Source organism: Ruegeria sp. G2 (assembly GCF_056533505.1).
Genome location: NZ_JBQFON010000017.1, coordinates 1 through 18709, shown reverse-complemented (window position 1 = coordinate 18709; position 18709 = coordinate 1). Strand labels below are relative to the sequence as shown.

Annotated in this window: 18 protein-coding genes; 8 read left to right on the top strand and 10 right to left on the bottom strand. The window is 53.0% G+C overall.

What is annotated here, in order from left to right:
• Both ACR0DU_RS21090 and ACR0DU_RS21085 read left to right on the top strand, forming a co-directional pair.
• Positions 1–218, top strand: a 218-nt coding sequence (locus tag ACR0DU_RS21090; protein ID WP_480877257.1) for a hypothetical protein, incomplete at its 5' end; no start/stop codon positions are given.
• Between the two features lie 21 nt (positions 219–239).
• Positions 240–1850 carry an arylsulfatase gene (locus ACR0DU_RS21085; RefSeq protein ID WP_480877254.1) on the top strand — a complete coding sequence of 537 codons (1611 nt, stop codon included), beginning with the start codon at positions 240–242 and terminating at the stop codon, positions 1848–1850.
• 201 nt (positions 1851–2051) lie between these two features.
• Here ACR0DU_RS21085 and ACR0DU_RS21080 read toward each other — a convergent pair whose 3' ends face one another.
• From ACR0DU_RS21080 to ACR0DU_RS21060, 5 genes are all read right to left on the bottom strand, one after another.
• Entirely contained in the window at positions 2052–3158 is a 1107-nt protein-coding gene (locus ACR0DU_RS21080) for an alkene reductase (protein WP_480877251.1), read from the bottom strand.
• A gap of 122 nt (positions 3159–3280) precedes the next feature.
• Complete coding sequence (locus ACR0DU_RS21075; protein WP_010443499.1) at positions 3281–3877, bottom strand: TetR/AcrR family transcriptional regulator; 597 nt, start codon at positions 3875–3877, stop codon at positions 3281–3283.
• A gap of 401 nt (positions 3878–4278) precedes the next feature.
• Positions 4279–4761, bottom strand: a complete 483-nt coding sequence (locus ACR0DU_RS21070) for a hypothetical protein (RefSeq protein WP_480877248.1) — start codon at positions 4759–4761, stop codon at positions 4279–4281.
• Positions 4762–4798: 37 nt separating this feature from the next.
• Complete coding sequence (locus tag ACR0DU_RS21065; protein ID WP_480877245.1) at positions 4799–5569, bottom strand: hypothetical protein; 771 nt, start codon at positions 5567–5569, stop codon at positions 4799–4801.
• Between the two features lie 74 nt (positions 5570–5643).
• Positions 5644–6159: a DUF805 domain-containing protein gene (locus ACR0DU_RS21060; RefSeq protein ID WP_480877242.1), complete on the bottom strand. Its 516-nt coding sequence runs from the start codon at positions 6157–6159 to the stop codon at positions 5644–5646.
• 313 nt (positions 6160–6472) lie between these two features.
• Between ACR0DU_RS21060 and ACR0DU_RS21055 the strand changes: the two genes are divergently transcribed.
• The 6 genes from ACR0DU_RS21055 (at position 6473) to ACR0DU_RS21030 (ending at position 12394) form a co-directional block, all read left to right on the top strand.
• Entirely contained in the window at positions 6473–6700 is a 228-nt protein-coding gene (locus ACR0DU_RS21055; protein ID WP_480877239.1) for a hypothetical protein, read from the top strand.
• Positions 6701–6727: 27 nt separating this feature from the next.
• Positions 6728–7027: a hypothetical protein gene (locus ACR0DU_RS21050; RefSeq protein WP_170782119.1), complete on the top strand. Its 300-nt coding sequence runs from the start codon at positions 6728–6730 to the stop codon at positions 7025–7027.
• Between the two features lie 184 nt (positions 7028–7211).
• The gene (locus ACR0DU_RS21045) at positions 7212–8696 is read left to right on the top strand and encodes a ShlB/FhaC/HecB family hemolysin secretion/activation protein (RefSeq protein WP_480877236.1); all 1485 of its coding nucleotides are present in this window, start codon (positions 7212–7214) and stop codon (positions 8694–8696) included.
• Between the two features lie 1365 nt (positions 8697–10061).
• Entirely contained in the window at positions 10062–10436 is a 375-nt protein-coding gene (locus ACR0DU_RS21040) for a DUF4345 domain-containing protein (RefSeq protein ID WP_010443491.1), read from the top strand.
• A 106-nt stretch (positions 10437–10542) separates the two neighbouring features.
• On the top strand, positions 10543–11310 hold the full coding sequence (locus ACR0DU_RS21035) for a DUF302 domain-containing protein (RefSeq protein ID WP_480877232.1): 768 nt from the start codon (positions 10543–10545) through the stop codon (positions 11308–11310).
• Positions 11311–11695: 385 nt separating this feature from the next.
• Positions 11696–12394: a 2-keto-4-pentenoate hydratase gene (locus ACR0DU_RS21030; protein ID WP_480877229.1), complete on the top strand. Its 699-nt coding sequence runs from the start codon at positions 11696–11698 to the stop codon at positions 12392–12394.
• A gap of 846 nt (positions 12395–13240) precedes the next feature.
• Here the strand turns inward: ACR0DU_RS21030 and ACR0DU_RS21025 are convergent.
• The 5 genes from ACR0DU_RS21025 to ACR0DU_RS21005 all read right to left on the bottom strand — a co-directional run bounded on the left by ACR0DU_RS21025 (position 13241) and on the right by ACR0DU_RS21005 (position 18471).
• Positions 13241–13465: a hypothetical protein gene (locus tag ACR0DU_RS21025; protein ID WP_480877226.1), complete on the bottom strand. Its 225-nt coding sequence runs from the start codon at positions 13463–13465 to the stop codon at positions 13241–13243.
• 235 nt (positions 13466–13700) lie between these two features.
• Entirely contained in the window at positions 13701–15395 is a 1695-nt protein-coding gene (locus ACR0DU_RS21020; protein ID WP_480877223.1) for an adenylate/guanylate cyclase domain-containing protein, read from the bottom strand.
• Positions 15392–15871 (bottom strand): GFA family protein, encoded by a 480-nt coding sequence (locus ACR0DU_RS21015; RefSeq protein WP_480877220.1) that lies wholly within the window; start codon positions 15869–15871, stop codon positions 15392–15394. Before ACR0DU_RS21015 ends, ACR0DU_RS21020 begins: the two co-directional genes overlap by 4 nt.
• Before the next feature lie 307 nt (positions 15872–16178).
• Positions 16179–17324, bottom strand: coding sequence for a M24 family metallopeptidase (locus ACR0DU_RS21010; protein ID WP_480877217.1), 1146 nt, complete (start codon positions 17322–17324; stop codon positions 16179–16181).
• A gap of 229 nt (positions 17325–17553) precedes the next feature.
• Complete coding sequence (locus tag ACR0DU_RS21005; protein WP_480877214.1) at positions 17554–18471, bottom strand: homocysteine S-methyltransferase family protein; 918 nt, start codon at positions 18469–18471, stop codon at positions 17554–17556.
• Positions 18472–18709 lie beyond the last annotated feature (238 nt).

The window sequence follows — 18709 nt, the reverse complement described above, 5'->3', positions numbered from 1 at the left end:
TGCCCTTTCACAGGGCCACTACCATGGGTCAAAGAATAGGTCACGTCGCTTTGCGACACGGCAGTTCGCTCAGATATCTGCGACGTGTATCCGGAGCCGCTTCCATTCTCGCTTTCGAAGCCACTGTGCCGACTGCCGTGGTCGGCAACCTCCCTCTCCCCACTATCGTCGCGTCGCTTGGAAACAAGATCATCACCGATAGTGAGGTAAGCTCATAAGTGCAGCAATGGAGCACCCGAATGCCGACAAGAAAACGACCGAATGTGATACTGATCCTGGCTGATGATCTGGGTTTTGCAGATTTGGGCGCCACCGGATCGGAAATTCGCACCCCAAATATCGATGGCCTTGCAAGAGATGGTGTGCTGCTTACAGCAATGTATAACTGCGCTCGCTGTTGTCCTACGCGGGCATCTCTTTTGACCGGGTTGTATCCACACAACGCCGGCGTGGGTCACATGGGGGCCGACCTGGGCACGCCCGCATACCAGGGGTTTTTACGTAATGACAGCGCCACCATAGCGGAACACCTACGTGCAGGTGGCTATCGGACATTGATGTCCGGCAAATGGCATGTCGCCGGAGATTTCATGGCGCGCGAAGTTGACAGCTGGCGGGTTGGTGATGTTGAGCATCCGACGCCGAGACAGCGTGGTTTTGATCGCTTCTATGGGATCGTCGATGGCGTCACCCACTTCTTCTCGCCGCATTACATGCTCGAAGATGACAGCCGTGTCATGACATTCCCGGATGACTTCTATTTCACAGATGCGATTACGGACAAAGCGATTGGAATGATCGAGGACACGCCCGACGATCAGCCTTTTTTTCTCTATCTCGCACATACTGCACCACATTGGCCCCTGCATGCCCATCCCGAGGACATCGCTCGCTATGACGGGGTGTATTCAGGCGGCTGGGACACAATCCGTACCGCACGGCACGAAACCATGAACAGCATGAACCTGTTTCAGAGAAACTGGGAAATTTCTCCGCGTGATGTTGCTGTTCATCCCTGGGATGCCGAACACAATACGGATTGGGAGGCACGAAAGATGGCCACCTATGCTGCGATGGTAGACCGGATGGATCAATCTATCGGTAGACTTATCGCTGCGTTAAAGCGTTTGGGGCAGTTTGAAGACACCTTGATTTTGTTCCTGTCCGACAATGGTGGCTGCGCTGAATTCATGGCGGAAGACGGATGGGCAAAGTTCTTCCCGGATACCACAAATGACGGCCGCCCCATTGAAATGGGAAACCGCCCCGACGTGATGCCGGGCGGTGCCCAGACATACCAGAGCTACGACAAGCCGTGGGCAAATGTCTCGAATGCGCCGTTTCGGTTGTTCAAACACTACGTTCATGAAGGCGGTATATCGACGCCGCTAGTAGCGCACTGGCCCAATGGGTTTGCCTCAGAAGCAAACGCGCACGCCGCCTGTCATGTCGTTGATGTGTTACCCACTATTTTGGAGGCAACGGGATGCCAGTATCAAAATGAGGTAGGTGGTCACGAAATTCAGCCTATGCAAGGGCAGTCGTTGATGGAACTGTTCCGCGGCAAAGATTGGGCGCGAGATGAACCTATCTTTTTCGAACATGAAGGAAATTCGGCGGTGCGGCTGGGTCAGTTCAAACTTGTCAGGCAGCATGGGCAAGATTGGGAACTCTATGACATCGAAGCGGATCGCACGGAGTTGACTGATTTGAGAGGGAGCAACGCCGAATTGGAGGCAGACTTGATTAGTCAATACAATAACTGGGCCAAACAGACAGGTGTTATGGATTGGGATCTTGTGCTTCCGAGGCTGCTAGCGGCTTGGAAAATTGAAACAGCAGAGGGATAGTTGGCTTAACGCAGGGATCATAACAGTCCATCTCTGTACTCCAAGTAAATGACTGCCCTCAGCCCAAACCGGACACTCAACACGCCGGTCCAGTGGGGCGGTGCAGCGCTATAAAAGAAGCCAGTTTCGACTAACTTTCTCTCGCAGAAGCCAGCCTCCAACAACCTATTTGCTTGTCACTACGGAGTTAAGAGCGATGTATCACTCTGCGGCAACCGCTTCCTCTTCCAGTGCCGGGTAATCGGTGTACCCTTTTTCAGTGCCGCCGTAGAGAGTGGTTGGATCGAGCTCATTCAGCGCGGCGTCTTTCTCCAGCCGGTTGACAAGATCCGGGTTGGAAATAAACGGCCGACCAAAGGCCACCAGATCGACGGCTCCGGTTTCAACCGCTTCAACCGCCATTTCCCGGTCATAAGCGTTGTTGCCCATTTTCGCACCGTCAAACAATTCATAGAGCGCCTTCAGATCGCCACCTTCCGGAATATCGCGCGGGCCGCCGGTCTGTCCCTCCACGAGATGGAGATAGGCCAGCCCATAGCCATTCAGCAATTTGACCGCATGGGTGAATGTCGCCTGTGGGTCGCTGTCGGAGATGTTGTTGGCGTCCGAGAATGGGCTGAGGCGGACACCAACGCGGTCGGCGCCCCAGACATCGACAACCACGTCCATGACCTCTTTCAGGAACCGTGCTCTATTCTCGACAGGACCGCCGTATTCGTCTTCACGCTTGTTGGATTCGTCCCGCAGGAATTGATCGATAAGGTATCCGTTGGCTGCGTGGACCTCGACACCGTCGAAACCGGCCTCTTTGGCGTTTTCCGCAGCCCTCCGGTAGTCCGCAACGATGCCAGCAATTTCTTCGATGGCCAGAGCCCGCGGTTCAGATGTTTCAACAAACTGCTCACCATCAAACGTCTTGGCCTTGGCTCCAATTGCGGATGGTGCAACAGGGGCGCCACCATCCTGCTGCAAGCTGTAATGCGAAATCCGGCCCACATGCCAAAGCTGGATTACAATCTTCCCGTCCTTGGCATGGACGGCCTCAGTCACTTTTTTCCAGCCGTTGATCTGCGCTTCGGAATATATGCCGGGCGTCCAGGCATAGCCCTTGCCTTGGGGCGAGATTTGCGAAGCCTCCGTGATGATCAGACCTGCACCCGTCCGCTGGGCGTAGTACTTGGCCTGCAATTCATGGACACTGTCATCCTCGGCTCTTGCCCGGTTGCGGGTCAATGGCGCCATGACAATGCGGTTCTTCAGCTCGATTGCACCGGCTTTGATGCCGGAGAACAGTTTTTCATCAGCCATTGCTGCTTCCTTCTTTGGTAAACTTCGTTCAGATATTATTGGACCAATCAGTCCAATATTAGGGTCACTGTCTTTTGATTGAGTTTGTTTTAGGTTTCATTTCCTTATGGTGGCGGGAGGCCTTATGGCGAAATCACCAACCGGGCTTGTTTCAGGGTTTGCGAGATCTGCTCAGCGGGAACGCCCGCCTTGCGCAAGGCTAGTGTTCCGATTGCAAGGGACGCAAAGGCGCGTGCCTTATCGAGGGCCTGTCCCGGATCCGAAGGCTCAAGCGCTCTCGCAATAATCTCGTCAATATTCTCCAAATGCTGCCGCCCGAGAGCCGCCACTTCATCATCATGAGGAGCAAGTTCCGTCAGGCAGTTGATAAGCATGCAGCCATCACGACCTCCTTGCGGGTTCGCCAAAGCTTCCATTATCGCACCAGCAGGGTCATCTCCTCCCGCGTCAGCAACGTCACGCAGCGCTTTCAAACCACGCCTTGAATAGTGGCTGAGGGCTTTGTGAAACAAAGCCTGCTTGTTGCCGAACGCTCCATAGAAGCTGGACCGACTCAAACCCATGGCCTTGGTCAGATCATCCACGGACGCGGTCTCGTAGCCCTTGTGCCAGAATACGCACAAGGCTTTTTCCAACGCCTCAGCTTCGTCAAAGGCACGAGGTCTACCTGGACCTGCGGATGATTTGATGTCGCCATTTGGGAGAGTTTTTTTGCTCATGCGTATGATTTGGAATGATTGGTCCAGAAATTCAAGGTGGCGGTAGGAAATTTTTGGAATGGTCAGTCCGTATTGTGACCAGAGAAAGGAGTTTCGGTCGGTAGAAATACAAAACCTCCCCATCCCGCTTGGTGTCACGCTAATCTTAGGATCAGGACTGTTTGTCTTTTTGCGGGAGTGTCAGACGAAGAGGATCGTGATCGTCGAAAAGAGAGCCCATGCTCGGTACAAGTTTCCAACACTGGACAGAGTGACTGCTGGCTTTGTCCAATGCGTTGATGTTGATCACTCACAAAGCAGAGATTGGTTCGGTAGATCCATGGCCAATGACCTCACTGCATGTTAAAGAGAACTCATCGAATAACAGGCCGTCAGGCTTATCTGCGGTGCCCAAATGCAGCTTACTCCCAATCGCCAGCAGATGAGCGCCAAGTGTCGGCTTCGCCATCCCAAACACTGGCGCTGACGCATGGTGTTGGATTTATTCCGTCGCAATTGGATCCATGAATATCCGCTACGACAACGCGTCGACGCCCAAAATCAACGACCGTCCAGCCTTGGTTGAGCAAGGAGTGCGCCTCTTCGCCAACCCAAAAGTGCGACATGCATCCGCCAGTTCCGCAGTAAAGAGATGCGGCGCTCGAACACGCAAAACCAGACTCATTCAAAACCCAGTCGCGTTGTAGATCTCCGTTGAGATCGACCCTTTCGACCGCGCCCCAATCTAAGCCAAACTGACCGTTGTTGAACTCCGCGCATGCTCGTGCCGCCAGATCAACCTTTGCTCGCAAACCGGTTGGAAGTTGCGAAACGTCAGCCGCGACAACTGGTGAGGTCCAAACCAGGCCCGAACCAAGCAGGATCGCAGATACCAAACGTTTCAAGTAGTTTGCCAATTGGGAAGCCGGTTGGAAGGTGGCTTCAGTTGCATTGATCATACCTGTAGTCCCCATATTCCAGCCAGTTTGCCCAGCCTTCGCTAAAAATCAGAAACTCGGACCTGTCCTCCCCAAGCAGGGCGACGACAAATCCGGCGGGTGGTATAGAGTTTCCGAAGTAACTGTAGGCCGTCATGGCTCTGATCGACTCGCCGTTGACCGTTACTCGCGCGTCCCATTCTCCGTCCGGGTTGTCCAAAATTACCGGTTCGATGACACGCTCTACCGCTCCGCCACCACAATAGACGATGCCTTCTGGGGGTTCGTAGGAGGCCTCTTGGCTAGCACCTGAATCGCAGGCGGAACGAAGGGACCGAATTGCCGCGCTGGAACCTTTCAAGTCAAAGATTCCGTAGCTGACATCTTGATCAATCATGGACAGGTTAACGGATGCATTGGCCGCGAGCTGGTCCAGTACAAAACCATAATCCTGCTGACTATTGAAACTGACCTCGACAGGATAATTGTCGACGACCTGCACGTCAGCGTTTTCTGCGCCAACCTGAAATGCGCCAACTTCGGTGGTGCCATTCTTCAAGAAACGAATGGAAAGCCCTTGCTTCTGTACAATGTCCTGGCTGTCCTCGTATCCAGCCGGAGCAAAGCGGATACGGTCACACTGAAGTTCCAGCGTCATGTTTCCGGTCTGAATAAATGCATTGGGATTAGGCCCAGAGTTGAACGACCACTCCGCTGATGCTGTGGTCGCCATAACCATCATCAGCGTCCCAGTGGAAATCGTTTTGAAACTCATTTTCTCTCTCCATGGTGTTACGGTTCGCACTGTCAATCAGCCAGAGATTCCGGCCAATTGCCCCGGCAACCAGGTCAGGAAACAGGTGCGCCGTATTCGTTTGCGCCTTCTTCCGAAGGGCGCGTCAACCACCAGATCATCAGAATGGACAGAACCAGTTGAAGAATTGAGACAACAACAATACCGGTCACGCCCAGTACTGCCGCGGGTCCTCGTAATGCATCGGGGTTTTCGGTTCCTTGCTCCAATACCGAGAAGAACGCCACCCCACCCAGCATAACAAAGAGCGTTGTAATGCTGAGCGCCATCGGCAGCAGCAAATACCAGCCAGGTCGTCCTGTATCATGCAGCCTCCGCCAACCGGCGGCCAGCATGGGTATGAGAACAGCCAGTTGGAAAAGAGAGGACAGAACCCGAGATCCCTGCCCTGTTTCGGGGTTGGTCCCGAATATGATCGTATCCAGCACAGCCAAAGCAGCGCTCGCGAGAACTACGAACACGAAGAACCACCAGTATTCTGAGCGTAAAGCCCGACCGGAGAACTGGAAGTATTTTGAGAAACACGTTTTTACTGCTTCGCCAAATCCCATATTGCACTCCTTTCTTACCTATTGTGCGGTCTCAAACGCGTCGCCGCTCAGGAGAACGCACTCGCCCCTAAGGATGCTCCCTCTTACCTTTTTGTTTGAAAGCAGAAGCCTATCGCACGAGAGCGTAAAGAAATTTACGCGCGGAAAAAATATTGATTTATTAGAAATTAGATTCAAATATGCGAATTTGACACAACTTTCATTTTACCTTCGTTGATGTCGCTGTCGCCCGATTTGTCGGGCCCTTCCGACTGCTGGAGTGAGTGCTGGCGGTCGGAAGGCTTTTTACAATCATCGAGCTTGGGAGGATGCAATGCTCAAACTTAAGGTTCTGGCCCTCGCTCCAAAGTTCGCTCTGGCTTTTGCCGGTGATATTACTTGGTCGTCACGCGTTGTTGGCGGTCTTGGCAGTCAACGAAATATCGTTCTGCCGACCAAGCCCGCCGCAGCAAGTTTTGGGAAAGGTATTCACAGGATGGAAGCATATTCTGTTGGGTACTCAGACGCGAGAGTTTCAAACAAGCGCATCCAGTTTCACTAATTTCAAAGGACCCAGAGGGAGAAGAAAATGACCAACAAGATGGTGATGATTGCAGGCGCAACTTGTTTCGCAATGCTTGCGGCCTGTGACGATGCGAGTACATCAAGCGCGTCCGCCGAGCTCACACCGGCTCAGCAAGCATGTTTGCGTGATGTAGCCAACACGACGAACAATTCGCAAGTCGTGGTGCTCTCATCGGCATTTAGCGAGGCGGGAACACAGGTCACTGTAGGCGTTGGTGAGGATCGTGCTCCTTGGAATTGCATTGCCTACAGTGATGGCGCGACAGCTGGTATCGAGTTCCTGGGCGACGAAGGCGCATTGTAGTCTGTTCGCTGTGTATCTCGAAAGCACCAGTCGTGATCAAATTTGAATAACGGTAAGCTCAGACATTCAAACCTCGTAATAGGATTGGGTTTTAACATGCTCAATCACGCTAAGGTTGTAGAAAATGCCCGTTACCAACTCGGCTGTAATTGCGATCATTTGCACTTTTGTGGCCATTGTTTCAGTGCCAAAATACAGCATTGCACAAACTTGGGAAATAGCATCAAAGCACTCTGTCAGCGGCGTAACGGTGTACGATACTGATGAGCTGTTAACGTTTGCCGGTCAATTGGCCTTTAATCGGTCAGGGCGCATCACAGCGGTGGAGGTCGCATCAACGATCACTCAGATCTACCGAGAAGACGGTTATTTCTTGGCTGAGGCCTGGCCCGGTCCCGATGGGCAGAGCATAATTGTTGATGAAGGGCGCATTCAAACCATCGAAATTGAAGGTGTAGATACGCGCACGTTCCAAACCCTAGAAAGGATTTTTCGCCCTCTCACCACCGCATATCCCATGACGCTAAAACGATTTGAGCGGGCGGTGATGCTGGCCGAGGACATACCTGACTTGGAATTGTCGACCGAACTTGACTACCCGGATCAGGCTGGTGCGCGGCTGAGAGTGTTGGGAGAGCCACTGCGCAAACAAGCCGGCAGCGCGACACTCGACAACCCTCCGCGTGAGCTTGGAGAAGCGCTCAGCTTCTATGTCGTACAAGAGTTTTATTCGATGCTGACCGTCGGGGATTTGCTGCGATTTGAGGGGTCAGGTAACTACAATTGGGACAAAGACGACGAACACTCTTTATGGGGCGCTGTTACCTATCGCACACCGCTGCACAGCAATGGTCTGTATGGTGAGATTTTTTACGGGAATATAAACGCAAAACGTGACCTCTCGGGTGATTTTGCAAGAACAGATATTGATGGCGAGAACTTCACCGTCGCGTTGGGTTACCCCGTGATCCGAGATGTGGCCCGCTATGGCTATCTGCTGCTGGATTATCGCCTTTCCGAAGCGGACTCAGTCAGTGGCGGCGTTCCATTGTCTAGTGACGCGAGTGTCGTTGGCCTTACATATCTTTACGGGCAATACTATCCAAAAGGACAAGCTCTGGAAGTAGGGTTAACGCTGTCTTTTGGCGATAATGAAAACGACACCACAGACGCAAGCTTTGACGACGGGGACTCTTCGTTCTGGCATCTTCGAGGCGGCGTCGGATACGAAAGCCCATTAAGAGCCTTATCGCCCAACACTGCGTGGCGGACAGAAATATGGGGGCAGTACACGACGGACAGATTGCCATCTGTCGAAGAGTATTTCCTTGGTGATCGTTATGCTTTGCGCGGATATCGGTTTGACGAAGTGGACGGTGATTCCGGGATTTCCGCGACTTTCGAAGTGTCTCACTCCTATTTTCCGAGCTCGCAAAGCATTCATCGCTTAACGCCATTTGTCTTTTTCGACGTGGGTTACATCTCGAACAACGACCCTGCGAGTTTTGAAGTTGATAATGCTACACTGGCCTCAACAGGTCTGGGTTTGGACATTGAGTTTAAGCGAAACCTATTCCTGTCCGGATATGTCGGTGTCCCTTTGAGAGACGGCCCTTTGACCGACTCTGGCGATCCCGGCGCGTATCTTGCTCTGACAACAAGTTGGTGAGGATGTTATGAAACGGAACCGCATTGCTTTGCTTGCAGCAGCTTGTTTGTTTGCAGAACTGGCCGCTACGCAGGTCGTCGCGCAGGGAAATCATTTCGGGTGGTGCCGTGGCGTGGGGAATCCGCACCAATCGAGCCAAGGGTGTGGGCAGGCCGGTGGGCAAGGGGTAGGCAATCAAATTACCGGCCCAACACAGCCGGTGGCAAATCAGTTGCCACCAAGGGGAACGCCGCAAACGCCCACGTCCGTTGTTGTGCCTGTCCTTTCGCCGGGCGCGGTCCCGAACGCAATTCCCGGTCGGGTTCCTATCGCAACGCCAATAGCGGTTCCCGGTCAAGTTCCAACGCCGATCGTAGCACCAACCCTAGCTCCACCCTTGGTGCCAAATCCGACACCAAACCGGGTTCCGACAGCCGTTCCCAATCAGGTTCCGCCATTGGCTACCGGGCCAACTGCTGTGCCGCCGCAAGTTCCGACTGCGACTCCCAACCAAGTTCCGATAGCTGTCCCTGGCCAGGTTCCGCCTCAGCCTAATGTGCCGCCCCTTGTGCCAACTGCAACACCAAACCAAATACCAGTCGCCGTTCCTGGTCAGGTCCCGCCTCAGCCTTCCGGTCAAACTGCTGTGCCACCGCTCGTCCCGACCGCGACTCCTAATCAGGTTCCCATAGCGGTTCCTGGCCAGGTTCCACAGTTGACACCAAGACCTACGGCAACTCACGTAGCCGTCCCAGGACATAAGAATCCACAAGGTGTCGTGACAATCATGCGCCCTAGGCCGAGGCCAACAACCGGTACTGTTCAGCAACCTGGCTCAACACAAGTGACCCACCACTTAAGTCACCAAAGCAACTCAAAGAAACACGATCACGTCGCAGCGACACCGGGACGGCATGACCCGCACGACCTACCGAGATTCCGCAACGCGGCGGCCAAGGAAAACTGGGAATGTGTTGCCAGCGGATTCGGACAGCGCCGGTATGATGCTGGGCGAGGCGTATTGCTCAACAACGGAGCGTTGCGGCACCTCGGAAATGTGGACGCTATGGCACGAGATGTCCCTGCACGGCATCCAAAACACTCTGGATGCATTATCTCGGTTAAACGAAAGCAGCAGTAGCGCCAGTCTGGTAAAGGCACATCTAGAAACCTTAGAGGAATTCTTCCGAGTGGGAAGCTGGTTTCTAACCAAGGTTAAGTTGAAGAATAGACATCAACCGAAGGTGTCATCTCTCAGAAGGTTAATGAGGCATACAATATGCCTTTCTGATTGCTGTTTGGGCATCCGGCTCGGATCATCGGTTGCCTCAAAAAACCGATTGGGAATTCGCAAAAGAGCGAAACCTCTACGAGAAGGATTCCTCCATGAGTGCTAGATTGGTACTTTTGCTTGCTGCCGTCGGCCTCGTGCCAATTGCGTTATCATACGGTCTGATGCCCGGCAGTTCGATCCCAGTTTTGCTGGGATTTCCTGTGGAAGGGACGAACCAAACCCACGTGTTCCGAGCGATTATGGGTCTTTATCTGGCAAACGCTTTGTTTTGGTTAGCGGCTGTGGCGAAACCAGATTTACAACAACCGGCGCTTTGGGTTCTTTTTTTGTTTATGTCGGGACTGGCAGTTGGACGCATGCTAAGCATTCTTATCGATGGAGTTCCAAACGGGGTACTTCTATTTTTTCTTGCGGCCGAGATAGCTTTTGCAGCTCTGGCGGCGGTTTCCTTGAGAAAAGTACAATGAAACAGGAAGTGTTAAAGTGCTGAGGTTTTTCTTTGTTCTCTCGATGATTACAACCGCGTCGGTTTTGACCTCCGGTCTTGCACAATCGTCGTCTGTTCAGACTGCGGTGGACAAAAACTTTTTAGAGCTTGAGACTGCCGTTGTCGAAGCGGGAGCTACTCCAATCGCATCGATAGATCACGCGCGTTTGGCCAAAGCTGAAGGCGTAGAAATGCCAGCATCACGTGTACTCATTTTCTCTGATCCAGAGATAAACACGCCCATTCTGGAAGAGAACATACGAGCAGGTCTGGACCTTCCTTTTCGCGTTCTCTCATTCGATCAGGATGATCGCCCGCAGATCGCCTATACAGACTCTCAGTTTCTCAAAGTGCGGCATGGTCTGAATGACACCCAAGCGTTAAATACATTTGAGAGCAAGCTGCTCGAAGTTCTGAACGGCTTGGATGCAGCACCAGCGCCAACCAGCGAATTGTTTGCCGACTATGGGGTCATCGAACTGCGATCTCAGCGCAGCGTACCAGAGGCAGTCGAACGTCTCAGGACAGCCGTAATGGGGCAGGACGATACTGTCTGGTTTGGGGAAATCGATTTTGCGACGGAAGCTTCCCAACAGGGGGTGGCGCTGCCGGATACGGTTCTCTTGCTGTTCGGCGGACCAGCACCCGGTGGCGTGGCAATGACGGGCTTTCCGGCAATTGGTTTGGATGCCTTTTGCCAAAAACTACTGGTTTATGCGAATGAAGAGGGCGGCTCCGTAGTCATTTTCAATGACATCGCTGCCTTGGCGGAGTTGCACTACGGTTCCTCTGCGGAGCCTCATCACGGTTTGAACAAACGACTTACCTCAACATTTCGCACTGCAATTGAGTAGCCGCTGGTTGGAAGTCACAATTTTTCTGAATTGCTATATTCCGTATTTGGCTGCCCATTCTGAGCTGGGTACACTGCTCAAATTGAATTCAAAAAATGCTCTATTTCCACTAGGGCTTTAGGCCAGGCAGGATCATACTCTGGCATCGTATTGTTTGCTGTCTCAAGGCCAACAAAGCGGGCATTCTCGATGCCGGAGGCGAAGATCTTACCTTGTTCAACACTGTGCATCCTGTCTCGATTAGTGTGCATGACTAGAGCCGAACAGGTGATCCGCAGAAGTAAATCGGTTACGTCGACCCCTGCGACCAGTGGTCCAATCTTGAGCCAATCCTGATGGACCTCGATTGCATCGCAATCCAGCCTTCGGCAGGTATAATGCGAATATGACAAGAGATATTGAAGCTAGCGCTAAGACAATCGCTGATGCCCTGACCTCTGCCCAGCAGATATCTAAACTGTCTTCAGAGGCCGAACAGCTAACGCTGGATGAAGCATATTCGATTGCAAGTCGCGTCCGAGAGCTTCAGGGCAAAAAGAGAGTTGGCCGGAAGGTCGGCTTCACGAACCGCACGATTTGGCCTGTTTATGGTGTAGATCAACCCATTTGGGGAGAGGTCTACGCAGATGGGCTGTTTTCGACTGATCAGCCGGTAAACTTGGCAAGGTATTCAGAACCGAGGATTGAACCAGAAATTGTAGTGGGCCTTAAACATGCACCAACAGCTGAAATGAACAATGAGCAGTTGGCAGGTTGCGTAGAGTGGGTTGCCCCTGGGTTTGAAATTGTTCAATCGATTTATCCCGACTGGAAATTCTCGGTCGAAGATTCAATCGCAGCACAAGGATTGCACGGCTGCCTTGTTCTCGGCGACAAAATCGCGGCGACGCAAGATGTTTTGACCGGCTTGGCTGAAGTGCCACTAGCATTGTTCAAGGGCGGTGAGGCCATCGAGTCCGGCAAAGGTGAAAACGCGCTTGGCGGCCCAATCGAAGTCCTGGCTCATCTTGTGTCTCTGCTCTCCGAAGCCGACCAGCTTCAGGGAGGCGAGCTCGTCACAACTGGCACATTGACAGACGCATAGCCAGTGTCCCCGGGTGAAGAATGGTCAGCTGGTTTTGGTGGCGTTATGGACACCGAGCTATCGGTACGATTTACATGAGTCTTTGGTAGAGTGGTGACGACGACAGCACCTAAGAAAAGTTACTCTCAATAGCTGGCCGCGATGGTCTTTCACTGATTTCATCAAATCTGGAATGCAAATAATACGATGCTATCCAAATCTGCTTATATGATGTTTCTCAGGCACCCTGCCTGGCTATGGATCAAGAAACACGCCAGGCATCTGTTGGTGACTTTCAAGGACGACGGGACACCTTGGTTTTCGAGTAAACTGTCCGCGCCGGCAATGAGCTCGTTGTCCGGACATTCCAAGCGGATCTCTGGTCTAACTGCTGGGCACAAGGAGAACCTGATCTGGCATCGCGATCAGGTGTTCAATCCTTGAGACACTGAAATCTATCCTTCGGCACCCGCATAAGGCGATTTACTTGTTCTCCTCTGCACTATTATCGTGAAACAGTGCAAACTTATGGGGTGCGTGAAGGTTTGTGCGCGTCCCTACACTAGTGTAGGCGTGCGCATAACGCTGCATCCCCGTCATTGATTTAATTCAGAAAATTTCGGTGTCATTGCCCATAACTTTGCGCGACATTTGCGCATAACATTGCATGATTTGCCCATAAGTTTGCGCGATTCAAAATGTGTGATCAAGTTATGATTGTGGCATCGTGTTTCCGTCAACTTAAAAGCGCTGCATCTCAAACTAAAGTGCATTTTGACTGGCAAACTTCAACCTTTATCTGAAGAGCGACCCTCATTTCGGAGATTGTGACAGATTCCCTTCAATATGTTTCCGGGTGGCTCGCCATTACCGATTGCGGGGATGGTTGCGCGCTTGGCGCTCATTCCCACGTCTATAGTTGCCTGTGAGGCGGGCCATTTCCTGCTGTTGGCTCTCGAAGTCCATGCCGTCCATGTCTTGCAGAAACCACATTGCCTTTTCGCCCCTCAGAGTCGTCGCATGCTTGGCGCGATGATCAATATTAACCTCGCCATTTTTCGCGCGCCTGAAAGTGAAACCCAGATCGCTCATCATGTTACCCCTGTATGGTCCGTCGGTGCCTAAAGACAAGATAATCACTCAAGGGTCAAACCGATCTTGGAAATCTTGTGCGGCGTTTTTGCCCAGTATTCCACCCTACCTTTCCACAAGGCGAACCGCGAGTTCGGCACTCTGTCGATATGATGATTGAAGCAAACCGCGACTGGTAGAAAGTTGATCATTTCACCCAGTTCAGAATGCATGTGGCACTAATTTGGGAGAGCACTTATTCGGGCAGCCCCACCGCGCGAAGCCCATCCAGGATTGCATCCCAACGTGTGGTGTCCTGAAAATGGAACCTGCGCACGCCGCTAATTCGGAAGTCCGGATCGGACGCCAATAGGGCGTCCCGCGCCCTTTCTCCTTCATCAGGTAAACCAGCCTGACCGGTTGCGCTGGCAAGGTACATTTGTGCGACCGGCAGCCCCGGCGAATTTTGTAGCGCTCGGTTGGCGTTGGCGATGGCATTCTCGAAGTCGCCCATAACCAGATAAGTCTGGGCCAACGCTTGTGGGACACGGTGATATATCCGGTTCTTGGCAAGAGAAAACGAGCCCTTTTTGATGGACTTCAGCGCTAACTCTGGTTGGCCCATCAGGTTCTGAATCCAGCCCAGTACCATATGCCCCTGGGCGAACTGCGGACTGATTTCGAACCCGCGTTCAACACACCGCACCGCCGCTTCCAAATCGCCGGTAATACCGTAGTGAAAAATTCCCCGGATCAGGTGCACGTAATCGCTTTGGTCATTCAACGAAACCGCCTTGCTCAGCCCTGCGTCAGCGGCTTCGATATCCTCCGGGCGTATCGGACGGTAACCCCATACCAATTCGCCAATCAACGTGTTCGCCTTCATCCCAACGGCCATGAAATTGCGTGGCTGGAGTGTAAGGATCCTGTCCAACAGACGGCCCGCAGCCTCCCATTCTTCAGGCTGCGATCCCATCATGTAATGCCCCGCAAGATTCAGCATTGCCTCGGGGTCGTTTGTCTCCGTTTCCGCTGCGCGCTCAGCAATTCGCTGCAGAATTCCGTATCGGATCGTTGTCGCGATTTCCCCTGACAACAGATCTTCTGCCACGAAAGGATCGGAAAGATCACCGTTCATCCGCTGGGTCAGGTAGGTTGCCGATGTACTCGTCTCACGCAGCTTGAGTGTCGCGCGGACCTGGTTTCCAGAGGCCTGAAACACCGCCGTAGCGATATGGTCCGGGCCCGCCTCGAGTGCGATCAGATCCAACCCTGTAAGATTGGCAAGCGCCGCCTCCACCGTGTGATTGCAGGCCTCTGCCAGCATCTTAGCATCGTCATTGTTGCCGAGGGCTTCGAATGCACTAAGGGCTACCGTGGGCTTTTTGGAAGTCACCTCGATGGGCGGTGTGGTGGCAGTGTAAAGTGCTCCACCTTGGTCGGGAGGCCAGACAAAGGCGCGGATCGGGCGCGAAATGTTTTTCAGCGTCAATTCACCGACATCAGCGAACAGCTCGTCCATTACGCCAACGATCTGGTCACGGACGGCAGCGGAGATGCAAATCCCGCCCGTTGGGGCAGCAGCTTCTAAGCGAGCGGCAAGATTCACACCGTCGCCATAGATATCACCATCATCAACAACCACATCACCTATGTGAAGGCCCATGCGGTAACTGATCTGCCGATCTTGAGGCACGGACTCTTCCTCTGCGCGAACCGCTTCTTGCGCCGCTATCGCGAACCGCACCGCTTCCACAACGCTTGAAAATTCGGCCAGAAATCCATCGCCTGTCGACTTGATAATCTTACCCCCAGCCTGCTTGATGCCGGGGTCGAACACGGACAGGCGCAGTTCTTTCTGACGCGCCAGCGTGGCTTCCTCGGCAGCTTCCACAAGCCGCGAGAAGCCGACAATGTCGGCAGCCAAGATCGAGGTAAGTTTGCGCTTCACCCTTGGGCTCGCGTGTTCAAGGAAATCCAACCGGTTTTGTCCGGTTCGGTCACAGCGGCACCATCCCCTCCGAACGATGTCGGAACCGTCTTCCACTTCGGCAGGCCATCAGCCATGTCGAAAACACGCTCGCCGTAGAAGATGTGAAAGGCCGGCTCGAAGCTCAAACCGGATTCGGCCAGCGACATTGCGTAGACCGCTACAATGTCCTTTCCGGGTTTGATATTCACCAATGCACCCCCGCATTTGCCGCAGGAAACACGATGGCTTTCATCATTCTTGTCCGAGTGAACCGTCGGTCCTGACAACGAGACATTGTCTGCCGACCAGAGGCACCAGGCATTGACCGGCGCCGAATGCCATTTTCTGCAAGAGTGGCAATGACAATAAGCCATGACCATCGGCTCACCGGCAGTAGAAACACTACATGCGCCGCAATAACAGATTCCTCGGTAGGTTTCAGAATCATCACTCATTTTCCATCTACCCCCAATCGAACAATGGCTGTTAACGCAAGTTTTCCGCCACGCCTTCTTCTCCAATGCACTGCAAGTTATACATTCCAATTGCCGGGTCCCAAAGCGGCTTATTTACCTCTGAAACTGCGCTATCGAAGGTGCCGGAGGTGCTTCCAACTTCGCGCACCTAATCGCGTTGCGGATGCCTAAAGATGCAACGCAATCGCGAGATCGTGGAGCAAAACTTACAAAGTCCTAAGACCCGGCTCGCCATTTCAGGCGCTCGCCACGCCAATGCATTCAAAAGACTGCGTTGGTCAGAAGGTCAAAGGATAACGGCATCCAAGGACTTTGGATGTTCCGTTATTGCCTCCCAACCATCTTCGGTGATTATGAAACTGTCGCCAACCTGCGCACGAAATGTATCGACTGACACTGAACCATCAACAGCGAAAACCATCCCTGGCTGCAACACTGTCGTGTCGCCGGTGACGAGCTGTGGTTTCTCCAAAAAGCTATAGCCGGTCGCGCGACCACACCGGAACGGGTATTCAAAACCCGCCCCCTGGATAACCTCGGCATAGGCGGTATGCACACTTTCGGCGGTCACACCTGGGCGCAGCTCTGCCAGTGCGGCGGCCTGACTTGCCACGGCAACCTCATAGATATTCTCTTGTTGTTTGTCCGCCACCTCACCAATCCAAAAGGTGCGGTCAAAACCCAGTTTGAAGCGGTGAAAATTGGTCATGCCGCAAAAGCACAAAAACACCGGTTCGCTTCGTTTCATGATCCGGGTTGAGGCGCGATGATGGGTTTTGGTGATGGTGTCACCCGACGCCATTATTTGCAGAAAATGAGTGTTGGGCGACATGTCCGCGTCATCGTAATGCGCCACTAAAAGCTCGGCGGCCTTTCGTGTTCCGGCCTGGGATGTGGCAAGCGCAACTTCGAACTCCGGCACTCCGTCTGCAATGGCGTCGCGCCCGGCGTCCATCATAGCGCTTGCCACCTGCCCGGCATGCCGCGCCAATTGGAGTTCCTGGGCGGATTTTATCATTCGCATATCAGCCAATATCGGTGTGGCGCTGACCAGGTTTTCCACCGGGACCAACGTTTCCAGATATGTCCGCACAGCAGGCGGCATGTGATCAGGCTCGATCCCAACGCGCTTTGCCATTTTGACCGCTTTAGGCAGTTCCGATCTCCACTCTTCGCCCATACCGTCATTCCAGGCCGCGATACGATCAACATGAGCCGCCGAACGTGCCGCGTTCAGGTCTATTGTCGGCGTGATCAGCAGGCTTTCGCCTGATCGGTGCACAATCAGGATGGTTGGACGCCCGAACTCCATATGCAGGTAGTCATAATAGCCCGTCAGATAATAAACGTTGTCGTCATCGGTGATGAGAGCAACGTCGATTCCGGCTTCTTTCATGTGAGTGCGAAAGCTTGTCATCCTCCCAGCAAACATCGTCAGTCTCCATCCTGAAGGTGTCAGTTGAGCTTCTCGAATTGAGTTGCGTGATCGAGACGGTAGAACACGTTTGGTCCACGGTCTATAAAAGCAAAGTCAAGCACCTGTCATGACGCTTCGCCAGCATTTCATCGGAATTACTTCTCGGATCACTGTTTTTCCCGTTAAAGCCTATCATCAAGCTTCAACCATACGGTGATACGCCGCCGTAAATAAAACAGCAGCGCTATCCGCGATCTACCTCCAAAGCCATTTCTCTTAGGTGTCGCATATCCGTACCGCAGCAACCGCCAAACACCCGGATCGACGGGTTTTCCCGCATGACATCCGCAATTTCTTTGCCGAGCTGCACGGGATCTCCTTCATCCAAGGTATCGGCCTCATCCAGTTCTGCGTGCGAACAACTTGATGCATTGGCAACAACACCTTTGAGCCTTGGATGCGCGTTGAGCGCGTCGGCAAAGTGCGTCGGGTGTGCGCAGTTGACCATGTAGAACTGAGCCGCGCCGTCAGTTTCTGCTTCGATCTGGTCTATGGCATCAACAAGCTTGGTGCCGTCAGCCAAACAGCCATCGGTTTCGACGACCAATGACAAAATGATGGGTAAACCAATATCTCTTGCAGCCAGAACACAGCCAGCAGCCTCGCTTAGGCGGTTGAACGTGTACGCGGTCACCAGATCAACACTGGTTTCTTTCAGAACAGCAAGTTGCGCACCGTGGTAACTACGCGCCTGTTCAACTGTCATGGACGGGATGTCAGCGTAAGGATCGTATCTTGGACCAACGCAGGCGGAAACCAAAACGTCATCCCGACCAGAAGCCTTGCGCACCTCCTCCATCAGTGCGACACCATTCTTGTTTACCTCACGAAGACGTTCAGCATCGTAGCCCAAAGGTGCAGCACGGTCGGTATTGGCCATCCATGTCGGTGCGTCGAGAATGCACCCAACACCCATATCGTCGGCCAATTGCACGAGCGCTTGCATTTGTCCGGCCAGAACAGCCCGGGTGTCAGGCTTCTCCAGCAAGGGAAACGACGCAAAACCCGGAAGCTCGATACCGTGATTAAAAATCAGGTCCGTACCTGTACCTGCATAAACCAAAAATTTCTTGTCACCCTCGCCTGGAAGTCTCCGCGCCATTTTGCACCCCTCGAACACCGGCATTACTCCGCATCCACAATAACAATGATCAGATCTTCTGCAAAACTGAGGCGTTTACTTGTCCGTTCGGACGCTTTCTGCATTTGCGGTATCGGCTAGGCATATCTAGGCGCGAACCGCCGGAGATTCCTTGCCGCAAGCGGTAATAAATAGCGCGGCAAGAATGACTGTGTATCGCATCAAAATTCTCATCTCATTAATTACAAGATTCATCAGC

What these genes read in the sequence shown, in the direction of transcription:
- ACR0DU_RS21085 (WP_480877254.1), top strand. Translation starts at nt 240, where the DNA reads ATGCCGACAAGAAAACGACCGAATGTGATACTGATCCTGGCTGATGAT.
- ACR0DU_RS21080 (WP_480877251.1), bottom strand. Translation starts at nt 3,158, where the DNA reads ATGGCTGATGAAAAACTGTTCTCCGGCATCAAAGCCGGTGCAATCGAG.
- ACR0DU_RS21075 (WP_010443499.1), bottom strand. Translation starts at nt 3,877, where the DNA reads ATGAGCAAAAAAACTCTCCCAAATGGCGACATCAAATCATCCGCAGGT.
- ACR0DU_RS21065 (WP_480877245.1), bottom strand. Translation starts at nt 5,569, where the DNA reads ATGAGTTTCAAAACGATTTCCACTGGGACGCTGATGATGGTTATGGCG.
- ACR0DU_RS21060 (WP_480877242.1), bottom strand. Translation starts at nt 6,159, where the DNA reads ATGGGATTTGGCGAAGCAGTAAAAACGTGTTTCTCAAAATACTTCCAG.
- ACR0DU_RS21055 (WP_480877239.1), top strand. Translation starts at nt 6,473, where the DNA reads ATGCTCAAACTTAAGGTTCTGGCCCTCGCTCCAAAGTTCGCTCTGGCT.
- ACR0DU_RS21050 (WP_170782119.1), top strand. Translation starts at nt 6,728, where the DNA reads ATGACCAACAAGATGGTGATGATTGCAGGCGCAACTTGTTTCGCAATG.
- ACR0DU_RS21040 (WP_010443491.1), top strand. Translation starts at nt 10,062, where the DNA reads ATGAGTGCTAGATTGGTACTTTTGCTTGCTGCCGTCGGCCTCGTGCCA.
- ACR0DU_RS21030 (WP_480877229.1), top strand. Translation starts at nt 11,696, where the DNA reads ATGACAAGAGATATTGAAGCTAGCGCTAAGACAATCGCTGATGCCCTG.
- ACR0DU_RS21025 (WP_480877226.1), bottom strand. Translation starts at nt 13,465, where the DNA reads ATGAGCGATCTGGGTTTCACTTTCAGGCGCGCGAAAAATGGCGAGGTT.
- ACR0DU_RS21015 (WP_480877220.1), bottom strand. Translation starts at nt 15,871, where the DNA reads ATGAGTGATGATTCTGAAACCTACCGAGGAATCTGTTATTGCGGCGCA.
- ACR0DU_RS21010 (WP_480877217.1), bottom strand. Translation starts at nt 17,324, where the DNA reads ATGTTTGCTGGGAGGATGACAAGCTTTCGCACTCACATGAAAGAAGCC.
- ACR0DU_RS21005 (WP_480877214.1), bottom strand. Translation starts at nt 18,471, where the DNA reads ATGGCGCGGAGACTTCCAGGCGAGGGTGACAAGAAATTTTTGGTTTAT.